Below are 16,941 nucleotides of genomic sequence, written 5' to 3'. Positions count from 1 at the left end.
CCAAGGACGGCGGCTCTGCGAGGCACTTGGATCCTGAAACGAGTTCAGGATGACGGATGAGGAGATGCGGGCTCAGTAGCCCACAAATCGCGGCGGGCGGCGTGCCATGAAGGCTTTGCCTGCCTCGCTGGCGTCGTGGGACAGCAGGCTAATCTGAGCGTTGGCGACTGCTTCCTGCGCCATGGTTTCGTCGAGCGTGCCAGCCGCCGCGGCGTTGAGGTTGCGCTTCATCGCGGCATAGGCGGCGGTGGGGCCGCTCGCTAGTTTCGCCGCCAGGGCCGCGCATTCCGCGTCCAACGCCTCATCGTCGGCAAGGCGCGTGATGAGCCCTGCGGCCAGCGCCTCTTCGCCGGTCATCGGACCGTCGAGCAGGAACATCTCGCGCGCCTTCGCCGCGCCGAGCAATTGCGTCAGGAAGAAGCTGCCGCCCGGATCTCCGCAGCGTCCGGCGCTGGCGAAAGCGAGCTTGAACTTCGCCGTACGCGACGCGATGCGCAGGTCGCAAGCGGCCGCCATGACGAGGCCGCTGCCCGCTACAGGCCCACGAATGCAAGCGACAGTGGGCTTTGGCATGCGGTGGAGGAGCAGCGGGATTTCGGCGTGCAGCGTCATGCGCGCGGCCGCCTCGTCGGGGCGCATCGGCTCGGCGCGTTCCTCCTTGCCGTCTCCCGAAAGGTCATAACCGGCGCAAAAACCACGGCCTGCCCCAGCAAGCACGACGCACCGGATCGACGGGTCGATCGACCAGGTGCGCAGTGTCAGCGCGATTTCGTCCAGCATCGCTTCCGTCACCGCGTTGAGGCGATCCGGCCGGTTGAGCGTCAGATTAGCAACGCCATCCTCTACCTGCGTCAGGATGCTCATGCGTGCGACTTCACCTTGTCCATGCCCGCTACGATGAATTCGCCGGTCTGGCCAAAAGCGGACGCATGGCCGAGCTGATGAATGTCGAAGCAGCTTTGCAGAGCCGCGCTCTGGCCCATGATGTCCAGCGTCTGGTTGACGGCCCGCTTGGCCATGGCGAGCGCATGGGGGTGCATCTGCGCGATTTCGCGAGCGAGCGCGAGCGCCTCTGCATCCAGATCGGCGCGCGGCACGACGCGGTTCACCATGCCGCGCCGTTCCGCCTCAATGGCGCTGATCGGCTTGGCGGTGAAGAGCATCTCCTTCGCCTTGCGGGGGCCTAGTTCCCAGGTGTGGCCATGATATTCGACGCCGCCGATGCCCATCAGCACGACTGGATCGGAAAAGCGCGCATCGTCGGCGGCGATGATGAGGTCGCATGGCCAGGCGAGCAGCAGGCCCCCCGCGATGCACGCGCCCTGCACCGCCGCGATCGAGGGCTTGGGAATGTCGCGCCAGCGCTTCGAATAGCCGAGATAATGTTTCGCTTCCCATTCATGGATGCCGAGCAGGCCGCGTTCGGGTATCGTTTCGCGGATACGGTTGAAGGACCCGTCCCGAATGGCTTCCGGACTGACATCATGACCGGCGGAGAAATGCTTGCCTTCCGCGCGCAGCAGGATGACGCGGACGGACTCGTCCTCCGCCGCTTTCTCCCACGCTTCGTTCAGCTGATGCAGGAAGGGTTCATTCTGCGCGTTCGCCCGGTCGGCGCGATCCAGCGTGATCGTGGCGACACGGTCCTCGACAGCATAACGGATAAATTGTGCCATTTGATAAAGTCTCCTGCACCGCTGGTTGCGCGCGATCAGCGCGGCCGACATCCGTTACCCGCGCCCTTCCGCGTGACCGGAAGCGCTGCGCCGCCAAATTGACATCGCCGCCCGCAGGATGGCCAAGCATGGGAGCGCGAACAAGGTGGAAATATAGATGAACCTGGAACTGAACGAACAGCAGGTGATGATGCAGGAAGCGGCGCTCCGCTTCTTCGATCGGGAAGAGGTGGTGAAAGCAGCGCGCGCGGCCAAGGGCGGGGCCGATGCGGCGCTGTGGCGCGAAGCGGCTGACATGGGCTTCGTCGCGATGCGCGCGCCGGAGGGCAAGGGCGGCCTGGGCATGGGCCTGATGGAAGCAGCGCTGATCTGCGAGGCGGCGGGCCGGGGCGCCGCCCCCATTCCGATCGCGGACGGGATCGCCGCATGCGGCCTGCTGGGCGCGCTGGAGGGCGAAGCGGCGGCTGGATTGCTGGAGGAGGCGATGGGTACGCCGATCGGTTTCGACGCGCAGCCGGGATGCGTTCAGCTGATCTGGGACGGCGATGCCATCCATGCCGTTCGGCCGGATGGTGAAACGCAGCTTGTCGGCAGCGGCAATGCGGCGAGGCAGTTTTTCGAGGCGGCGCTGACCGAACGCGCGCTGCTGCGATCGGCCTGGCTGGTGGGCGCGGGCACGCGAGCGATCGAAATGGCCTCTGGCTATGCGACCGAGCGCAAGCAGTTCGACCAGCCGATCGGCGCTTTCCAGGGGGTCGCCTTCCCGCTGGCAGACTCGATAACTGACATGGAGGGCGGGCGGTTGCTGCTGTGGCGCAGCATCTGGGGCATTTCCCAAGGGCAGGCGCATGCGGGCGCCCTCTCCGCCATGACGAGCTGGTGGACAGCGACGACCGCACGCGCGGCGGTGCGGCGAGCGCTACGCACATTCGGCGGCTATGGCCTGTCGGACGAATATGACATTCACCTCTATTTCCTGGCGATCGATCGGGTGGCGCTGGCCGAGGGCGATCCGGAGGAGCGGCTTGTGCTGGCGGGTGACCGGCTGTGGGCGGGCGCGCATGCGGCCTTGCCCGATGCTGGCGAGACGGGTGTGGAGATGGGCTTTACGCCCGACGAACAGGCTTTCGCCGCCGAGGTTCGGCGCTTCCTGGAAACCGCCGTGACGCCTGAAGTGCGGGCGCAGGCAAGGGCATCGACGGACGGGCATATCCCTGAACTGCACCGCAAGCTCGCGGCGGCGGGCCTCGCCTATCCGGACTGGCCTAGGGAGTGGGGCGGGCAGGATCGCAGCCCGATGGAAGTCACCGCTCTGGGCCGCGTGTTCGAGGAGTTCGGCATTTCCCGCATCCCGATCGGCTGCACCAATATGGGCGCGCGCATGACAATGAAGTTCGGCTCGCCCGAGATGAAAGCGGAAGTGCTGCCGCGCCTGGCCGATGGATCGGCGCTCGGTTGCCTGGGCTTCACCGAGCCGGGTTCGGGATCGGACATGTATGCGGCGCGCACACGGGCCGTTCGCGACGGCGATGACTGGATCATCAGCGGGCAGAAGATGTTCACGACCGGAGCGCATATCTCCGATTATATCCTGATGCTGGCGCGCACCGATCCGGATGCACCCAAGCATAAGGGGATCACCATCTTCTTCTTCCCCATGAACCTGCCCGGCATCACCATCCAGCCGGTCGATACGCTGCAGGACGAACGGACCAACATCACCTTTTACGATGAGGTGCGGGTGCCGGACCGCTACCGGCTGGGCGAGGTCAATGGCGGCCTGAAGGTCATGGCGGCGGCCATGGAGATCGAGCATGGCGGCGAGGGCTATCATATCTATCACCACAGCCTGATGCAGACGGCGGTGGAATGGGCGAACAGCGCCGATGCGAAGGGCGTGCGGCCGATCGACAAGGCGACGGTGCGGGCGCGGCTGGCGCGCGTGCGCACGCACATGGAGATCGCCGACCTGATGTGCCGCCGGGTCACATGGGCGATCGAGGCAGGGCGAATGAATCGCGCGATCGGGCCGATGGCGAAGATGTTCGCGACGGAAATCTACATGGAGGATGCGGGCGACCTGGCGGCGCTGGCGGCTCCAGCAACGCTGCGGCATGAAACGCCTGCGCTGGCGAAGATCGAGGAATCCTATCGCCAGTCGATCGGCCAGACCATCTATGGCGGCACCAGCGAAGTGCATCGCGGCATCATCGCGCAGCATCATCTGGGCCTGCCGCGAGCATGAGGCGCGTGCTTCCATATGCGCGGAAAGTTGCTCGCGCGCATTGATCCTGCGGGCCAGCGGCCGATCCTGCGCCGCGATGCGCGGGACAGGATTCCCGGCGAGGGAGAGCGATGACAAATCAAGTTCCGCTGACGGCGCCCGATGGTTTTCCGGCGATGGCGGCCGATGCCCCGGCCGCAGCCGAAGGATCGATGAAGCGGCGGCGCACGGCGATGCTGCTGATGCTCGCCTTCATCTACAGCCTCAATTATCTCGACCGGCAGATCGTCATCATCCTGCAGGAGCCGATCAAGGCCGATTCCGCCTGGCCGATTGGGAGCTGGGCCTGCTGACGGGCGGGGCGTTCGGGCTATTCTATACGGCAATGGGGATTCCGATCGCGCATGTCATCGATCGCGGCGTCAATCGGGTACGGCTGATCGCGCTGTTCACGGCGAGCTGGAGCATCATGACGGCGCTGTGCGGGCTGACGCGCAGCTTCGCCCAATTTTTCGGCGCGCGCATGGGCGTCGGCCTTGCCGAAGCGGGCTTTGCCCCGGCCGCCCACTCGCTGATCTCCGACCTCTATCCGCCACGGGAGCGGTCGGCAGCGGCGGGCCTGTTCGCGATCGGCGTGCCTGTCGGGGTGATGGCCGGCCTGTCGATCGGCGGCGTCGTGGCGCAGGCGACCGACTGGCGGACGGCGCTGCTGCTCGCGGGTCTGCCGGGCATAGCGATCGCGATCATCTTTCCGCTTGTCGCGCGCGAACCGGCGCGCGGCGGCACGGAGGAAGCCGTCCATGACGGGCGGGAGGATCAACGGCCTGCGAACTTCCTTCACGGGCTGCGTATCCTCGCCGAGCGGCGCGCCTTTGTGCATGTGATCGCGGGCAGCGCCGCCATCGCCTTCGCGCAGACAGGCATATCGGCGTGGATGCCATCCTTCCTCATCCGCAACCATGGCATGAACCTGGCACAGGTCGGGCTTAGCCTGGGGCTGCTTTCCGGCCTGTGCGGTGCGCTCGGTACATGGGCGGGCGGCTGGCAGGGCACGCGCCTCAGCCGGTCTGGCCTGCATATGGCGCTATGGGTGCCGATCGCGGGCGTTCTGCTGTGCGGGCCGCTCTACATCGTCGCGCTGCTGACGGGGACCGGGCAGAGCGCGCTGCTGATGCTGATCCCCGCCATCATCCTGGGCGCGCTGTGGACCGCGCCGTCGATCGCCCTGACACAAAGCCTGGCCCCCGTCGCGATGCGCGCGCGGGCGAGCGCTGTCTATATCGTCGCCGCCAACCTGATCGGCGTGTCGATGGGGCCGCTGGTGACGGGCGTGCTGAGCGACTGGTTCGCGCAGCTGCGGGGCGGCGACGCGGCCATGGGGCTGCGCGACGCGATGATGAGCATAACGGTGCTGTTTCTGCTGGGCGCATGGCACTGGGCATTTGCGGCACGCTTGCTCCGGCGGGAAGCAGCAGCGGCTGGCGCGGGAGCCTGAGTTCGTCATGCCGCAAGCTGGGATCATCGGATCGGGCAATATCGGCAGCGCCGTGGCGGGAAGGCTGACCGCAGTGGGCTATGAGGTGATCATGGCCAATTCGCGCGGGCCGTTGTCCCTTGCCGATCATGCGCGGCGACTGGGCATCACCCCAGGGACGCTGGAGGATGCGGCAGGCGCAGCGGACTTCGTGCTGATCGCCATTCCCCAGCATGCCGTCGCGAAGCTGCCGCCCCGGCTGTTCGCGAGTACCAATCCGGAAACGGTGGTGCTGGACGCGGGCAATTATTATCCTCGGCTGCGGGACGGAACGATCGCGGAGATCGATGCGGGAATGCCGGACAGCCAGTGGGTGGAACAGCAGATCGGCCGTCCGGTGATCAAGATGTTCAACACCATCCATGCAGGCCGCATCGCCGACGCGCACCGGCCTGCTGGCGCGCCGGACCGCATCTGCCTGCCGATTGCAGGGGACGACGTGGCGGCGAAGGCGCGGGCGATCGCCTTGGCGGACCTCATCGGTTTCGATGGCTTGGATGCCGGGCCGCTCGCCCAGTCATGGCGGCAGCAACCGGGCATGCCGGTCTATTGCACGCATGTGCCGCTCGACGAAGCGAAAGCCGCGCTCGCACAGGCACGGCAGGATGAGGTAGAAGCGAAGCGGCAGGATGCGCTGGACCGGGCACGGCGCTGGTCGCGGGATGGCGCGGACGTCGGCCGATTGCCGACAGAGTGAAACAATCATCAAGGCCGGATAACCCGGCCTGGCATTGAGACAGGAGATGGACATGGCCGTGGGAAACGCAAAGAAGCAGGTGACAAAGGACATGGGCGGCGGTGATACGCGCCCTGTAAAGCCGCTCGAATTCGATGGTCCGCTGCCGAAGCCTACTACAGATCGGGACCAGATCAGGGCGGACCTGGATCGTGCCGGTTATGCCATCGCGGCAGAGGTTTTCACCAAGGAAAAGGCGCGCGAGATGCGGGACTTCCTTGCGGCGGAAATCGCGCGCGAGGAAGCGATCGACGAGGAACGGGTGCGGCGTTTCTACACCGACAATGACGACCTTAACCGCCGCATGTCGGGTTCGCAGCTGGTCAACCGGCATCCTTTCTTCCGCGACATATTGGAGCATGAACTGCCGCTGCAGATCACGAAGGAACTGCTGGGGCCGCAGACGCTGAACGAATCCTATCTGGTGCACAGCTATGGCGCGAACGTCACGCGGCCCGGCAGCGCCCAGCAGGGCATCCATCGCGACCGCAGCGGCGCGGTACCCCTGATCGCAGGGGCGGCGCAGACCCGCTTCATCTGGTGCCTGGATGACTTCGTCGAGGAAAATGGCGCGACCCGCGTGGTGCCCGGCAGTCATCGCGATACCGAACCGCAATCCTGGACGGTGCAATATGAATCGGTCCCCGCCGAAGCACCCGCCGGGTCGGTGCTGATCTATACCGACCTGCTGCTGCACGGCACTGGGGCCAATGTCTCGTCCAATCTGGAACGTGCAGGGGTCATCATCGGCTACTGCCCGCCCTGGTGGAAGCCGATGATCAACTTCCCGATGACGACCAATCCCGAAGTGATGAAGGGTTCTTCCAAGGTGCTGCGCCAGTTGATGGGCTATAGCTCGGTCTCGGTGGGATTCGACGAGCCCTGGACTTACGCGCCCGACGCGGTGAAGGAACTGGTCGTTCCGCCCGAAATGGAGTGGTGAGGGTGCAGGGCACAGGAATGCCTCATCATGTCGCAGGACCGGCATGGACCTGCAACTGACGGGAAAGCGCGCGCTGGTGACCGGATCGAGTTCCGGCATCGGCGCGGGCATCGCGGCCGAACTGGCGCAGGAGGGTGCGCTGGTCATCGTCCATGGCCGTCATGAAGGCCGGGCAGAGGCCATCGCTCGCGCCATTCGGGACGGCGGCGGGACTGCCGCAGTGGCGATCGGCGACCTTTCGACCGACGAGGGGGCTGACGCCGTCGCGGCTGCGGCGCTTGCCGCCTTTGGCGGCATCGACATATTGGTGAACAATGCTGGCGGCCGATCAGGTGGCGACGGCGCTGCGGACTGGATGAGCGCGTCCGCGCAGGATTGGGCGGATACCTACCAGAAAAATACCATCGCGACGCTGCGCATGATTCATCGCCTTGCGCCGGCGATGAAGGAACGGGGCTGGGGCCGGCTGATCCAGTTCGCGTCCTCCGCCGCCAATTCGCCCAGCTCCGCCGTCCCGCATTATGCGGCGTCCAAGGCCGCGATCATCAACCTGACGGTCGGACTTTCCAAGGCGTTCGCCAATAGTGGCGTAACGGCGAATACCGTAAGCCCCGGCATGATCGCGACGCCATCTGTGGATGAATGGTTCGAGCAGATCGCCGCAGAAAAAGGCTGGACCGGCGCCGGCGCGGCGAAGCAAGCCGAAGCCTGGGCGATGGAGCATATCGTTCACCAGACCGTCTCACGCGTAGGGCGCGTGCGCGACATAGCGGCGCTGACAGCATTCCTCTGCAGCCCGCTCGCCGACTTCATCAACGGCGCGAATTTTCGGAGTGACGGCGGCCGGTCGCCAGCCATCAATTAAAGTAGCGACGCTTCGCTTCCAGATTGAAAACCAGTCATTTTCCGAATTGGTGGAATAAACATAGGTAAGATTGGCAGATAGCTGCAAGTCCAGCATGTCTGCCGCGCTCATCGCCGCGCCTAATCGGCGGCAGAGCCCAGAAGAGCCGCCGACAATCGGTCAGAGCGGACACAGCTACATTATGGGGAGATGAAATTGCACTACGGGAAATCCCTTATCCTGTCTGCGTCCGTGTTGGGCATAGGCGCAAGCCTTGCCGTGGCAGCGCCCGAAGCCGCATTTGCGCAGGCTGCAGCTGATCCGGCCGGTCCGGGCATCGCCGACATCATCGTGACGGCGAACCGCCGCGAAGAAGGCATGCAGAAGGTCGCGACCGCGGTGACCGCGCTTAGTTCCGAAACGCTGCGCGAACAGAATATCTCGTCCGCGAGCGACCTGCTGGGCCGCATCCCGTCCCTGAACGTCACCACCAACGGTCAGCAGCGTGAATCGGAAACGATCACCATCCGCGGTCAGGGCCAGACCTATCTCGCACCCACAGGCGTCGTCACCTATTTCGCCGAAGTGCCGTTGATCGCCGGGTCGATCATCGGCAACCAAGGCGGCCCCGGCACGATGTTCGACATTGAATCGCTGCAGGTGCTGCGCGGTCCCCAGGGCACGCTGTTCGGCAAGAACACGACGGGCGGCGCGCTGCTTGTCGGACCCAAAAAGCCCACCGACAAGTTGGAAGGCTGGCTGTCGGCGCAGTTCGGCAATTATAACGATCGCGAGTTCGAAGCCGTCGTCAACATGCCGCTGATCGCCGACAAGCTGGCGGTGCGCGTATCGTTCAAGAAGGTTGATCGAGACGGCTATACCCGAGACGTCGGCACCGGCGACCTACCGGTTTCGCTGCCTTTCCAAGGACCGGGCTTCACGCCCATCGTCTATAATAATTCAGGCCGCGTGCTGCCGGGCTATGGCCCCAACACCGGCGTGCGCGGCCTGCCCGGCGTCAATGACGTGCGGCAGGATTTCCGGGGCAAGGATTATGACGACCGCCATTATTGGGTCGGCCGCATCGGCGTCCTGTTCAATCCGACCGACACCATCGAAAATTATCTGGTGGTCAACTATGCCAAGTCGCACAATAACGGCACGGGTCAGGTCATCCGCGCCGTTGCTACGGATCACCCGACGCTGACCAATCTGGTCGCCAATTCCTATGGCAACAGCTTCGGCCCCGGTGCGCCCGCGGCCTTTACCTCGGCGAACTCCACCATCGCCCAGGCGGTGGTCGCGCGCCAGCAGGCGCTTGGGCCGCGCCGCGTTTCGCTTAACCAGGACCAGTTTTATCGCCTGGAAACCTACAGCCTGGTCGATACGCTGAGCGTCCAATTGTCGGATGCACTGACCTTCCGCAACATCTTCGGTTATCAGCGGATGAAGCAGGATTATAGCTGGGATCTCGACGGCAGTTACCTGCCCATCCTGTCGCAGGTGCCCAATGTCGTGACGGCAGCAACCGCCGCCCGCTTCCCCGAACTGACCGCAGGCAAGCGGGCCGATGTCACCAACCTCAGCCTGCTGACCGTAGAGCCCCAGCTTCAGGGCAATTTTCTGGACGGCAATCTGAATGGCGTGATCGGCCTCTTCTATTCCAAGTCGAAACCGGAAGGATTGCAGGGCACCGGCAGTTACAATGCGGCTACCTATGGCGGCGGCTATTTCTGGATCACGACCAAGAGCACGGCGGCCTATGCGCAGGGTACGCTGAACCTGGGGGCATTCTCGCCGTCACTCGACGGGCTGAAGGTGACTGGCGGCATCCGCTACACCAAGGACGAGTTTGACGGACGCCGCATCTCGCCCAACTATGTGGTGCTGCCGGTCGCGGCCGCGAGCGATACCTACAAGAAGACGACCTGGACGCTCGGCCTCGATTATCAGATGCAGCATGCTCTGCTCTACGCTAAGGTTACCAAGGGCTATAAGGCGGGTGGTTTCAACTATGCGGGCGTGCGACCCGACGGTCTGACCTTTGCGCCCGAATATGTGAAAAGCTATGAAATCGGCGCAAAGACCGACTTCAACGTGGGCGCGGTGCCGGTCCGCTTCAACGTGTCGGCCTATCGCCTGGACTATGAGGGCATCCAGCGCGCTGCGGGCGATAATTACCCCAATGGATGCCCGAACGCGGCCAACCCCTTCTGCAACACGACGGGGCTGGACCAGGGCGCAATCACCTATAATGCGGGTACTGCGCGTGTGCACGGCATCGAACTGGAAACGACCGCGCGGCTCTTCCCCGGATTTGAAGTGTCGGGCAGCTATTCCTACACCAAGGGCAAATATCTCGATTATCAGCTCACCCTGCCGCCAGATCCGCCGACCGGCGCCAGCAGCGGTGTGCGCCAGACCTGCACCGGCCCCGTCACCGTTCCCAAGGGGATTGGCGTGCCCGGCGCGGTACTGGACCTGAGCTGCGCACCCTTCCCCTTCATCCCGCGCAACCAGTTCGCCATCAATGTACGTTATTCGCATGAGCTGGAAGGCGACCTTGGGACGCTGGTCCTGTCGGGCAACTACTCCCATGCGGACAAGAATTGGACGGCGGTCACCACCCTGCCCCAGGAACAGCCGGGCGGTTATGTCGATGCGTATAATCTGTTTAACGCATCGATCGACTGGAACGGCGTGGGCGGGACGAGCGTCGATTTACGTGCGTTCGTCACCAACCTGACCAACTCGACATTCCTGGTCAGCAATACCGCGTCCAGCCTGAGCAGCTCTACAGGCTTTGACGATTCCGTTTACAATGAGCCGCGGATGTTCGGCTTCCAGATCCGCTATCGCTTCGGATCGGAATAAAGCCATGGGCCTGGCCGGGTATGTGCCCGGCCAGGCTTAACCTGTTGGGACGGGTGGGCATTGACGCCAGGAGGCGCGGAGTTCAGGATTGCCGCCACTCATGTCCTCTTCTCCACCTATCGCCCGTGTGGTGGCCGTGCTCAATTTCCTTGGCGGTCACGCGGGACAGGCCTTCACCCTTACCGAGATCGCCAAGTCGCTGCGCATCAGCGGCGCGACCTGCCACAGCCTGCTCAGCGCGCTGGCGGAGGCGGGATATGTCTATCGGACAGCCGCCAAATCCTATGTGATCGGTCCGGCCCTCAGCCAGATCGCTCAGCCCCGCTTGACCATGCAGACGCTGATGCAGGTCGTGCGGCCGGAAATGCGCCTGCTTGCCGATGAATTCGATGTCGTCTGCTCCGCGTCCTTTCTGGAGGGCGAGGATGTCATCGTTCATGAGCGGGCGGCATCCGTGTCGAACATCGCCTGGAACGCCAAGGCGCTGACGGCGCACAAGGCGACGGCTCCTGCGGGCAGCGTCTTCATGGCATGGAGCAGCAGCGAGATCATCGAGCGCTGGCTTGAGCTCGCGGAGCCGCCGCTCGACGCCACAGGCCGAGAGGCGGCATTGCGGACGGTCGAGTTTCTCCGGCGCAACGGCTTCACCTTTGGCGTGCGGCTTGCGCCGCTCGATAGTCCGGAACATGCGCTGGCCTTGCAGAGCCGCCGCGATATGACGGATTATTCCGTGGCGGAACTGAAGCCGGGCGCAAGCTATAATCTCGCCTTCATCTCCGTTCCGATATTCGGCCGTGGCGGCGAGGTGGCGTTCAGCCTGAACCTGCTGGGCTTCAGCCATCCGGCGAAGGGTCAGGAGATAGCGGCCATGAGCGACCGGCTACGTGCAGCCTGCGGCCGCATCAGCGCCTTCATCGCCGGGCGCGAGTTAGTTCGGACCGACGCCCTTTCCAGGGCAACCATCCTCCAGAAGTAAAAAGCGCGCCCTGGCTGCGACGCATGCCGAAGGCGTGCTTGGTTCGTCGCGCCCTTTTCCGGCTATCCGGCAGGATGGCGGACGATATGGAATGATTCTTTGAAATATCGAATAATCTTTCATCATCCCGTTTCGGATTAAGGGTCATGACAGAACAGACATTCGATCTAATCATCACTGGTGGTCTCGTGATCGACGGCACGGGGCTGCCGCGCCGCCGCGTGGACATCGGCGTGAAGGACGGCCGGGTTGCCACCTTCGGCCATTTGGAGGGCGCGGCCGCACAGCGGCGGATCGACGCCACCGGTATGATCGTCGCGCCGGGCATCGTCGATCCGCATACCCATTATGATCCGCAGATCACCTTTGACCCCTATGCCACCATGTCGTGCTTTCATGGGGTGACCACAGTGCTGGCAGGCAATTGCGGCTTTTCCGCTGCCCCGGTGCGTAGCGACGATCGCGAGTTCCTGACCGACATTTTCGCGAGCGTCGAGGACATGAATCCCATCGCCCTGTCCGGCGTACCATGGGACAATTTTGAGACCTTTCCAGAATATCTCACATCGTTGAAGGGCAAGCTGGGCGTCAATTTCGCCTGCTATGTCGGCCATTCCAACGTGCGCCGCTGGGTCATGGGAGAAGCGGCCTATGATCGTGATGCGACGGACGAGGAGATCGGCGCCATGCAGGCGATCGTCGATAACGCGATCCGGGCAGGGGCGGCGGGCCTCTCCTCCTCTGCGGCGCCGACGCATCTGGATATCAAGGGACGGCCTGTGCCCTCGCGTCAGGCGAGCCGGGAGGAATTGCTGGCCCTTTGCGAAACCGCTGGCCAGGCGCGGCCGGGCACCATCTGCTACCTGCCTGCCAGCGCGATCGGCGGCATGACGCAGGAGGATTATGACCTGCTGCTGGAAATGGGCGCGGCGTCGGGCCTGCCTGTCATCATCCAGGGGATCGGCGGCCGCAGCAAGGTCGATGTGCCGACGGCGGGATGGGAGGCGGCGTCGCGCTTCCTGGATCAGGCGACAGCGCGGGGCACGCCCATCTATTCCCTGCTGATGAGCCGCCCGTTCGACCGCACTGTCGAAATCGGGCCGAATAATGTTCACTATAAAGCCTGCTTCGACTTCAACGCCCTGCTGAACCTGCCGGAAGAGGAACGGCGCGCAGCGCTCCGCGATACGCTTTGGCGCGACCGGGTGCGCCACGCGGTCGAAAACTGCAATCGCGACCCGGCCAAGGGCACCACCCTGCCCCCGCCGCAATGGCGGGACGTTTATGTCGTTCAGGTTGCCGAGGAGCGCAACCGGTTGGTGGAGGGCAAGTCCATCGCCGCCCTGGCGGAAGAATGGCGTGTCGCGCCAATGGACGCCATGCTGGACCTGGCGCTGGACGAGGACCTGCGCACCAGCTTTCGCTGGCGTACCGAAAGCCCGGAATGGGCTGCCGCCGTCGATGTGGCGCAAGGGCATCCCAACATGATCGTCGGCGTGTCCGACGGCGGCGCGCATCTGCACAAGGACGATGGCGCGGACTGGAGTTCCTATTTCCTGCGGTCCTGGGTGCTGGACCGCAAGCGCTGGACGCTGGAGGAAGGCATCCGCCAGATCACGCAGGTTCCCGCAGCGATGCTGGGCTTTGCCGATCGGGGAACGCTGCGCATCGGCGGCTGGGCCGATATCATGATCTTTGACCCTGAAACGATCGGCCCTTGGCGCAAGGAATTCATCCACGACCTGCCGGGCGGCATCGGCCGTTGGAAGGCGCTGGGCACCGGGGTCAAGGCCACGATCGTCAATGGCGAGCCGATCGTGCTGAATGGCGAACTGACGGGCGCGATGCCGGGCCATGTGGTGTCGCCGGGCGCCGCACTGGATGCGGCCTGAGCCGCTGGAGGAAAGATCATGATCGAAGTGAAGAAGCTGACCGGAACGATCGGCGCGGAAATCAGAGGCGTGGACCTGTCGGGCCAATTGCCGCCCGAAACCATCGCCGCGATACAGGACGCGCTGTTCGACAATTATGTCGTGTTTTTCCGCGATCAGAAACCGCTGTCGGAAGAAGAGCATATGCGCGCCGGGCGTCATTTCGGGACGCTCGACATCTCGGAAATCCAGCCCAAGCCATCGGCCAACCGCGAAGTGCTGTGGATGGAAAGCGAGTCCGCCAAGGGCAAGGGCGCGGAATATTGGCATCGCGACCGCACCTATCTGGAAGCGCCGCCGATGGGATCGCTGCTGCAATGTATGGTGAAGCCCGAGGTAGGCGGCGACACATGCTGGACGAGTTCGGTCGCCGCCTATGATGCGCTGTCCGAACCCATTCGCAAACTGATCGACGGCCTTTCTGCACTGCATTCGATCCGACCGCTGGCCGCACGCAGCGAACCGATAAGGGAAGCACTGGGCGAAAGGCTGCACAGCTTTCCGACCGCCATCCACCCCCTTGTCGAGGTCCACCCCGTGAGCGGGCGCAAGGCGTTGAACGTCAACGCCAATTGGACGACGGAGATCGTCGGCGTTTCCCAGGAGGAGAGCCGCATGCTCCTCGATTTCCTGCTCAATCATGTGAAGCGGCCTGAATTTCAGGTGCGCTTTTCCTGGAATGTCGGCGACGTCGCCTTCTGGGACAATCGGTCGACGCAGCATTGCGCCATCGCGGACTATGATACGCGCCGCGTGATGAAACGGGTCGCGCTGGTCGGTCATCCGCCCAAGGGGCCTGCCGCAAACGCCCTCTGACGGGATACCGCCCGCTCCGCACTGGCGGATTCTGTTGTTAGCGGCTTGCGCCGGAAGGGCGGCGCGGCCATCCCTGCGAAGTGCGGCGTCGCCGTTGCCAAAATATCTGAGGGAGAGAGAAATGCTGCCAAGCGAGGAGCGGCCCGCGCGTCCGGCATATGCGCTGTATATTCTGGTCCTGCTGCTGGCGATCAACGCGCTCAGCTATGCCGACCGGCATGTGTTTTCGGTACTGATCCCTTCGATCAAGGCGGAGTTTGGGGCGACGGACTCGCTGCTGGGGCTTATCGGCGGGCCCGGCTTTATCGTCAGCTATGTGCTGTTCAGCATGCCCCTCGCCCGCCTGGCCGACCGCTGGTCGCGGCGCGGGGTACTGACGCTGTCGGCAACGCTGTGGAGCGCGGCGACGGCTGCGTGCGGCGCTGCGGGCGGCATGGCGCAACTGGCCTTATCCCGGCTGGTCGTCGGCATTGGTGAGGCGGGCGGATTGCCGCCGGCGCAGTCGATGCTGGCGGACCTGTATGACGAGCGACGCCGGTCTGGCGCGATGGGCGTCCTGTCGTCGGCCACCTATGTCGGCGTGGTTTTGGGTCTGACCGGCGGTGCTGCGGTTGCGGCCTTGTGGGGTTGGCGCTGGGCCTTCTATGCTCTTGCGATCCCTGGTTTCCCTTTGGCGTTGCTGCTGTGGCTGACCGGCCCGCGACGAGTGAGGGCCGCTCCGACCGCCAAGGCCGCCCCGAGTGAAAGCCTGTGGGCATCGACCCGCCGTTTCTGGGCCATTCCGTCGCTGCGCCTGCTGGCGATCGGTGTCGGGACCTTCAACATCTTCGGCTATGCCGCTGCCGTATGGAAGCCCGCCTTCTTCATGCGATCGCATGGGATGACGATGGTGGAAGCAGGATCATGGCTGGGCATCGGCGCGGCCATCGGCGGCATCACGGGCAGCATGTTGAGCGGCTTCATTGTCGATCGGGTGCGCGTCCGTGGGGAGATCTGGCAATTGCGGGTTCCTGCCATCGCCTTCCTGCTCGCCTTCCCCCTATTCATGATCATGTATCTGCTGCCGGGCGGAGCGGCCGTTGATCTGGGCGGCTTCCGCATTCCCGGCGTGGCGCTGCTGTCGATCCTGACAGGCATGATGTCGGCGATGTGGGCCGGCCCTGCCTTCGGCGCTGCAGCCCGTCTGGTGCTGCCCAACCAAAGGGCGCAAGCGACCGCGATGCTGGTGGTCATCATCAATGTGATCGGCAGTGCGCTTGGCCCGGTGCTGGGCGGCGTGGTGAGCGATCTGCTGACCGGCCGGTTCGGCGCGGAATCGCTGCGCATCAGCCTGATGTCGATGTCGGTGCTGACGGTGCTGGGTGGATGGCTGTTCTGGCGCGCGGCGAGCCATTATCCCGCCGATCTGGCGCGCGCGGCCCGACCGCAGACGGAGGCCGCGGCCGGTTATGGAAGCATGGTGGGGAAAGCGACGCTTAAGGAGGCCTGAGCCGTACCGGCTGACGGTATGACCTTACCTCCTCAGTTAGGGCTGAGCCTGTCGAAGCCGCTTCTCCAGCGCAGCAAAGCCGTCGACAAGCTCAAGGCGAACGGTGACCGAGCGTCGCCGTTCAAGCCCTAGCCGCTTCTTCCTTGACGATTTCCAGGAACAGCGGCCGTTCGCCGCCGCCATGCACTTCGAGCTTCGCGCCACTGACATAGGCGGCGGCGGGGGAGCCCAGAAACACGACCGCTTCGGCGATGTCGCTGCCCCGGCCCATCCGGCCGAGCGGCAGCGACGCGGCGATGCGTTCCTGCGCCGCCTGCGTGCCGTAGGTCATCTCCGCCGTCTCCGTTTCGATAAGGCCGACGATGATCGCGTTCACGCGAACCTCCGGCCCCCATTCCTGCGCCAGGCTGGTGGTGAGGCTGAGCAGCCCGGCCTTCGCCGCGCCGTAAATCGCCGTATCGGGCGAAGGCCGCGCGCCCGATACGCTGGCGATGTTGACGATGGAGCCGCCCACCGCCTTCAGATGCGGATAGGCCGCCTGCGCGACATGCAGCGGCGCCAGCAGGTTCAATTGCAGGATACGCTCGGAAAAGCGTGGGCTGGCGGTCGCCGCTTCCGCCTGCGGCGATCCGCCGGCATTGTTGACGACCAGGTCGATCCGACCATGACGCGCCACCAGCGCCTGAACCCAGTCCGCCACTGCTGCGGGATCACGAATGTCGCACGCTTCAAACTCGGCGGCGCGCCCGTCGATTCCGATCGGCTCGTCAGGCGCAGTGCGTCCGCATGTCGCCACCGCATAGCCTTCCGCCAACAGCCGTCGCACAATCGCCGCGCCGATTCCGCGCGTGCCGCCCGTGACGATCGCTACCTTGCCAATACCCGTATCGCCCACAGC

At 64.5% G+C, this 16,941-nt stretch carries 14 protein-coding genes; 11 read left to right on the top strand and 3 right to left on the bottom strand.

The genetic code is table 11. From position 1 onward, the window contains the following. Positions 1–72: 72 nt before the first annotated feature. Together ACZ5Y5_RS18475 and ACZ5Y5_RS18470 are read right to left on the bottom strand one after the other, a co-directional pair. Complete coding sequence (locus ACZ5Y5_RS18475; RefSeq protein ID WP_464810879.1) at positions 73–864, bottom strand: enoyl-CoA hydratase-related protein; 792 nt, start codon at positions 862–864, stop codon at positions 73–75. Further along, positions 861–1,676 carry an enoyl-CoA hydratase gene (locus ACZ5Y5_RS18470; protein ID WP_464810878.1) on the bottom strand — a complete coding sequence of 272 codons (816 nt, stop codon included), beginning with the start codon at positions 1,674–1,676 and terminating at the stop codon, positions 861–863. The genes ACZ5Y5_RS18475 and ACZ5Y5_RS18470 overlap by 4 nt, the downstream gene beginning before the upstream one ends. A gap of 157 nt (positions 1,677–1,833) precedes the next feature. Here ACZ5Y5_RS18470 and ACZ5Y5_RS18465 point away from each other — a divergent pair, with 157 nt between their 5' ends. From ACZ5Y5_RS18465 to ACZ5Y5_RS18415, 11 genes are all read left to right on the top strand, one after another. Next, on the top strand, positions 1,834–3,921 hold the full coding sequence (locus ACZ5Y5_RS18465) for an acyl-CoA dehydrogenase family protein (RefSeq protein WP_464810877.1): 2,088 nt from the start codon (positions 1,834–1,836) through the stop codon (positions 3,919–3,921). Between the two features lie 110 nt (positions 3,922–4,031). After that, the gene (locus ACZ5Y5_RS18460; protein WP_464810876.1) at positions 4,032–4,253 is read left to right on the top strand and encodes a hypothetical protein; all 222 of its coding nucleotides are present in this window, start codon (positions 4,032–4,034) and stop codon (positions 4,251–4,253) included. A 32-nt stretch (positions 4,254–4,285) separates the two neighbouring features. Then, entirely contained in the window at positions 4,286–5,395 is a 1,110-nt protein-coding gene (locus tag ACZ5Y5_RS18455; protein ID WP_464810875.1) for a spinster family MFS transporter, read from the top strand. Between the two features lie 7 nt (positions 5,396–5,402). Further along, positions 5,403–6,131 (top strand): NADPH-dependent F420 reductase, encoded by a 729-nt coding sequence (locus ACZ5Y5_RS18450; protein WP_464810874.1) that lies wholly within the window; start codon positions 5,403–5,405, stop codon positions 6,129–6,131. A 52-nt stretch (positions 6,132–6,183) separates the two neighbouring features. Beyond that, entirely contained in the window at positions 6,184–7,113 is a 930-nt protein-coding gene (locus ACZ5Y5_RS18445; protein ID WP_464810873.1) for a phytanoyl-CoA dioxygenase family protein, read from the top strand. A 43-nt stretch (positions 7,114–7,156) separates the two neighbouring features. After that, on the top strand, positions 7,157–7,978 hold the full coding sequence (locus tag ACZ5Y5_RS18440) for an SDR family NAD(P)-dependent oxidoreductase (protein WP_464810872.1): 822 nt from the start codon (positions 7,157–7,159) through the stop codon (positions 7,976–7,978). 189 nt (positions 7,979–8,167) lie between these two features. After that, the gene (locus ACZ5Y5_RS18435) at positions 8,168–10,831 is read left to right on the top strand and encodes a TonB-dependent receptor (RefSeq protein ID WP_464810871.1); all 2,664 of its coding nucleotides are present in this window, start codon (positions 8,168–8,170) and stop codon (positions 10,829–10,831) included. 100 nt (positions 10,832–10,931) lie between these two features. Further along, positions 10,932–11,807, top strand: coding sequence for an IclR family transcriptional regulator (locus ACZ5Y5_RS18430; protein WP_464810870.1), 876 nt, complete (start codon positions 10,932–10,934; stop codon positions 11,805–11,807). A 146-nt stretch (positions 11,808–11,953) separates the two neighbouring features. Next, positions 11,954–13,699, top strand: coding sequence for an N-acyl-D-amino-acid deacylase family protein (locus ACZ5Y5_RS18425; protein ID WP_464810869.1), 1,746 nt, complete (start codon positions 11,954–11,956; stop codon positions 13,697–13,699). Between the two features lie 18 nt (positions 13,700–13,717). After that, the gene (locus ACZ5Y5_RS18420; protein ID WP_464810868.1) at positions 13,718–14,554 is read left to right on the top strand and encodes a TauD/TfdA dioxygenase family protein; all 837 of its coding nucleotides are present in this window, start codon (positions 13,718–13,720) and stop codon (positions 14,552–14,554) included. A gap of 121 nt (positions 14,555–14,675) precedes the next feature. Further along, positions 14,676–16,043: a spinster family MFS transporter gene (locus tag ACZ5Y5_RS18415; protein WP_464810867.1), complete on the top strand. Its 1,368-nt coding sequence runs from the start codon at positions 14,676–14,678 to the stop codon at positions 16,041–16,043. Positions 16,044–16,164: 121 nt separating this feature from the next. Here ACZ5Y5_RS18415 and ACZ5Y5_RS18410 read toward each other — a convergent pair whose 3' ends face one another. Further along, complete coding sequence (locus tag ACZ5Y5_RS18410) at positions 16,165–16,938, bottom strand: SDR family oxidoreductase (protein WP_464810866.1); 774 nt, start codon at positions 16,936–16,938, stop codon at positions 16,165–16,167. Between the last annotated feature and the right edge of the window lie 3 nt (positions 16,939–16,941).

It is taken from the genome of Sphingobium sp. TomTYG65, from assembly GCF_055395525.1.
Note: the sequence above shows the minus strand (reverse complement) of the source record. Positions and strands in the feature narration are given on the sequence as shown.

Coding starts and splice junctions, on each gene's coding strand:
- ACZ5Y5_RS18455 (WP_464810875.1), top strand. CDS start 4,286: ATGGGGATTCCGATCGCGCATGTCATCGATCGCGGCGTCAATCGGGTA.
- ACZ5Y5_RS18450 (WP_464810874.1), top strand. CDS start 5,403: ATGCCGCAAGCTGGGATCATCGGATCGGGCAATATCGGCAGCGCCGTG.
- ACZ5Y5_RS18460 (WP_464810876.1), top strand. CDS start 4,032: ATGACAAATCAAGTTCCGCTGACGGCGCCCGATGGTTTTCCGGCGATG.
- ACZ5Y5_RS18440 (WP_464810872.1), top strand. CDS start 7,157: ATGGACCTGCAACTGACGGGAAAGCGCGCGCTGGTGACCGGATCGAGT.
- ACZ5Y5_RS18415 (WP_464810867.1), top strand. CDS start 14,676: ATGCTGCCAAGCGAGGAGCGGCCCGCGCGTCCGGCATATGCGCTGTAT.
- ACZ5Y5_RS18470 (WP_464810878.1), bottom strand. CDS start 1,676: ATGGCACAATTTATCCGTTATGCTGTCGAGGACCGTGTCGCCACGATC.
- ACZ5Y5_RS18465 (WP_464810877.1), top strand. CDS start 1,834: ATGAACCTGGAACTGAACGAACAGCAGGTGATGATGCAGGAAGCGGCG.
- ACZ5Y5_RS18430 (WP_464810870.1), top strand. CDS start 10,932: ATGTCCTCTTCTCCACCTATCGCCCGTGTGGTGGCCGTGCTCAATTTC.
- ACZ5Y5_RS18435 (WP_464810871.1), top strand. CDS start 8,168: ATGAAATTGCACTACGGGAAATCCCTTATCCTGTCTGCGTCCGTGTTG.
- ACZ5Y5_RS18445 (WP_464810873.1), top strand. CDS start 6,184: ATGGCCGTGGGAAACGCAAAGAAGCAGGTGACAAAGGACATGGGCGGC.
- ACZ5Y5_RS18420 (WP_464810868.1), top strand. CDS start 13,718: ATGATCGAAGTGAAGAAGCTGACCGGAACGATCGGCGCGGAAATCAGA.
- ACZ5Y5_RS18425 (WP_464810869.1), top strand. CDS start 11,954: ATGACAGAACAGACATTCGATCTAATCATCACTGGTGGTCTCGTGATC.
- ACZ5Y5_RS18475 (WP_464810879.1), bottom strand. CDS start 864: ATGAGCATCCTGACGCAGGTAGAGGATGGCGTTGCTAATCTGACGCTC.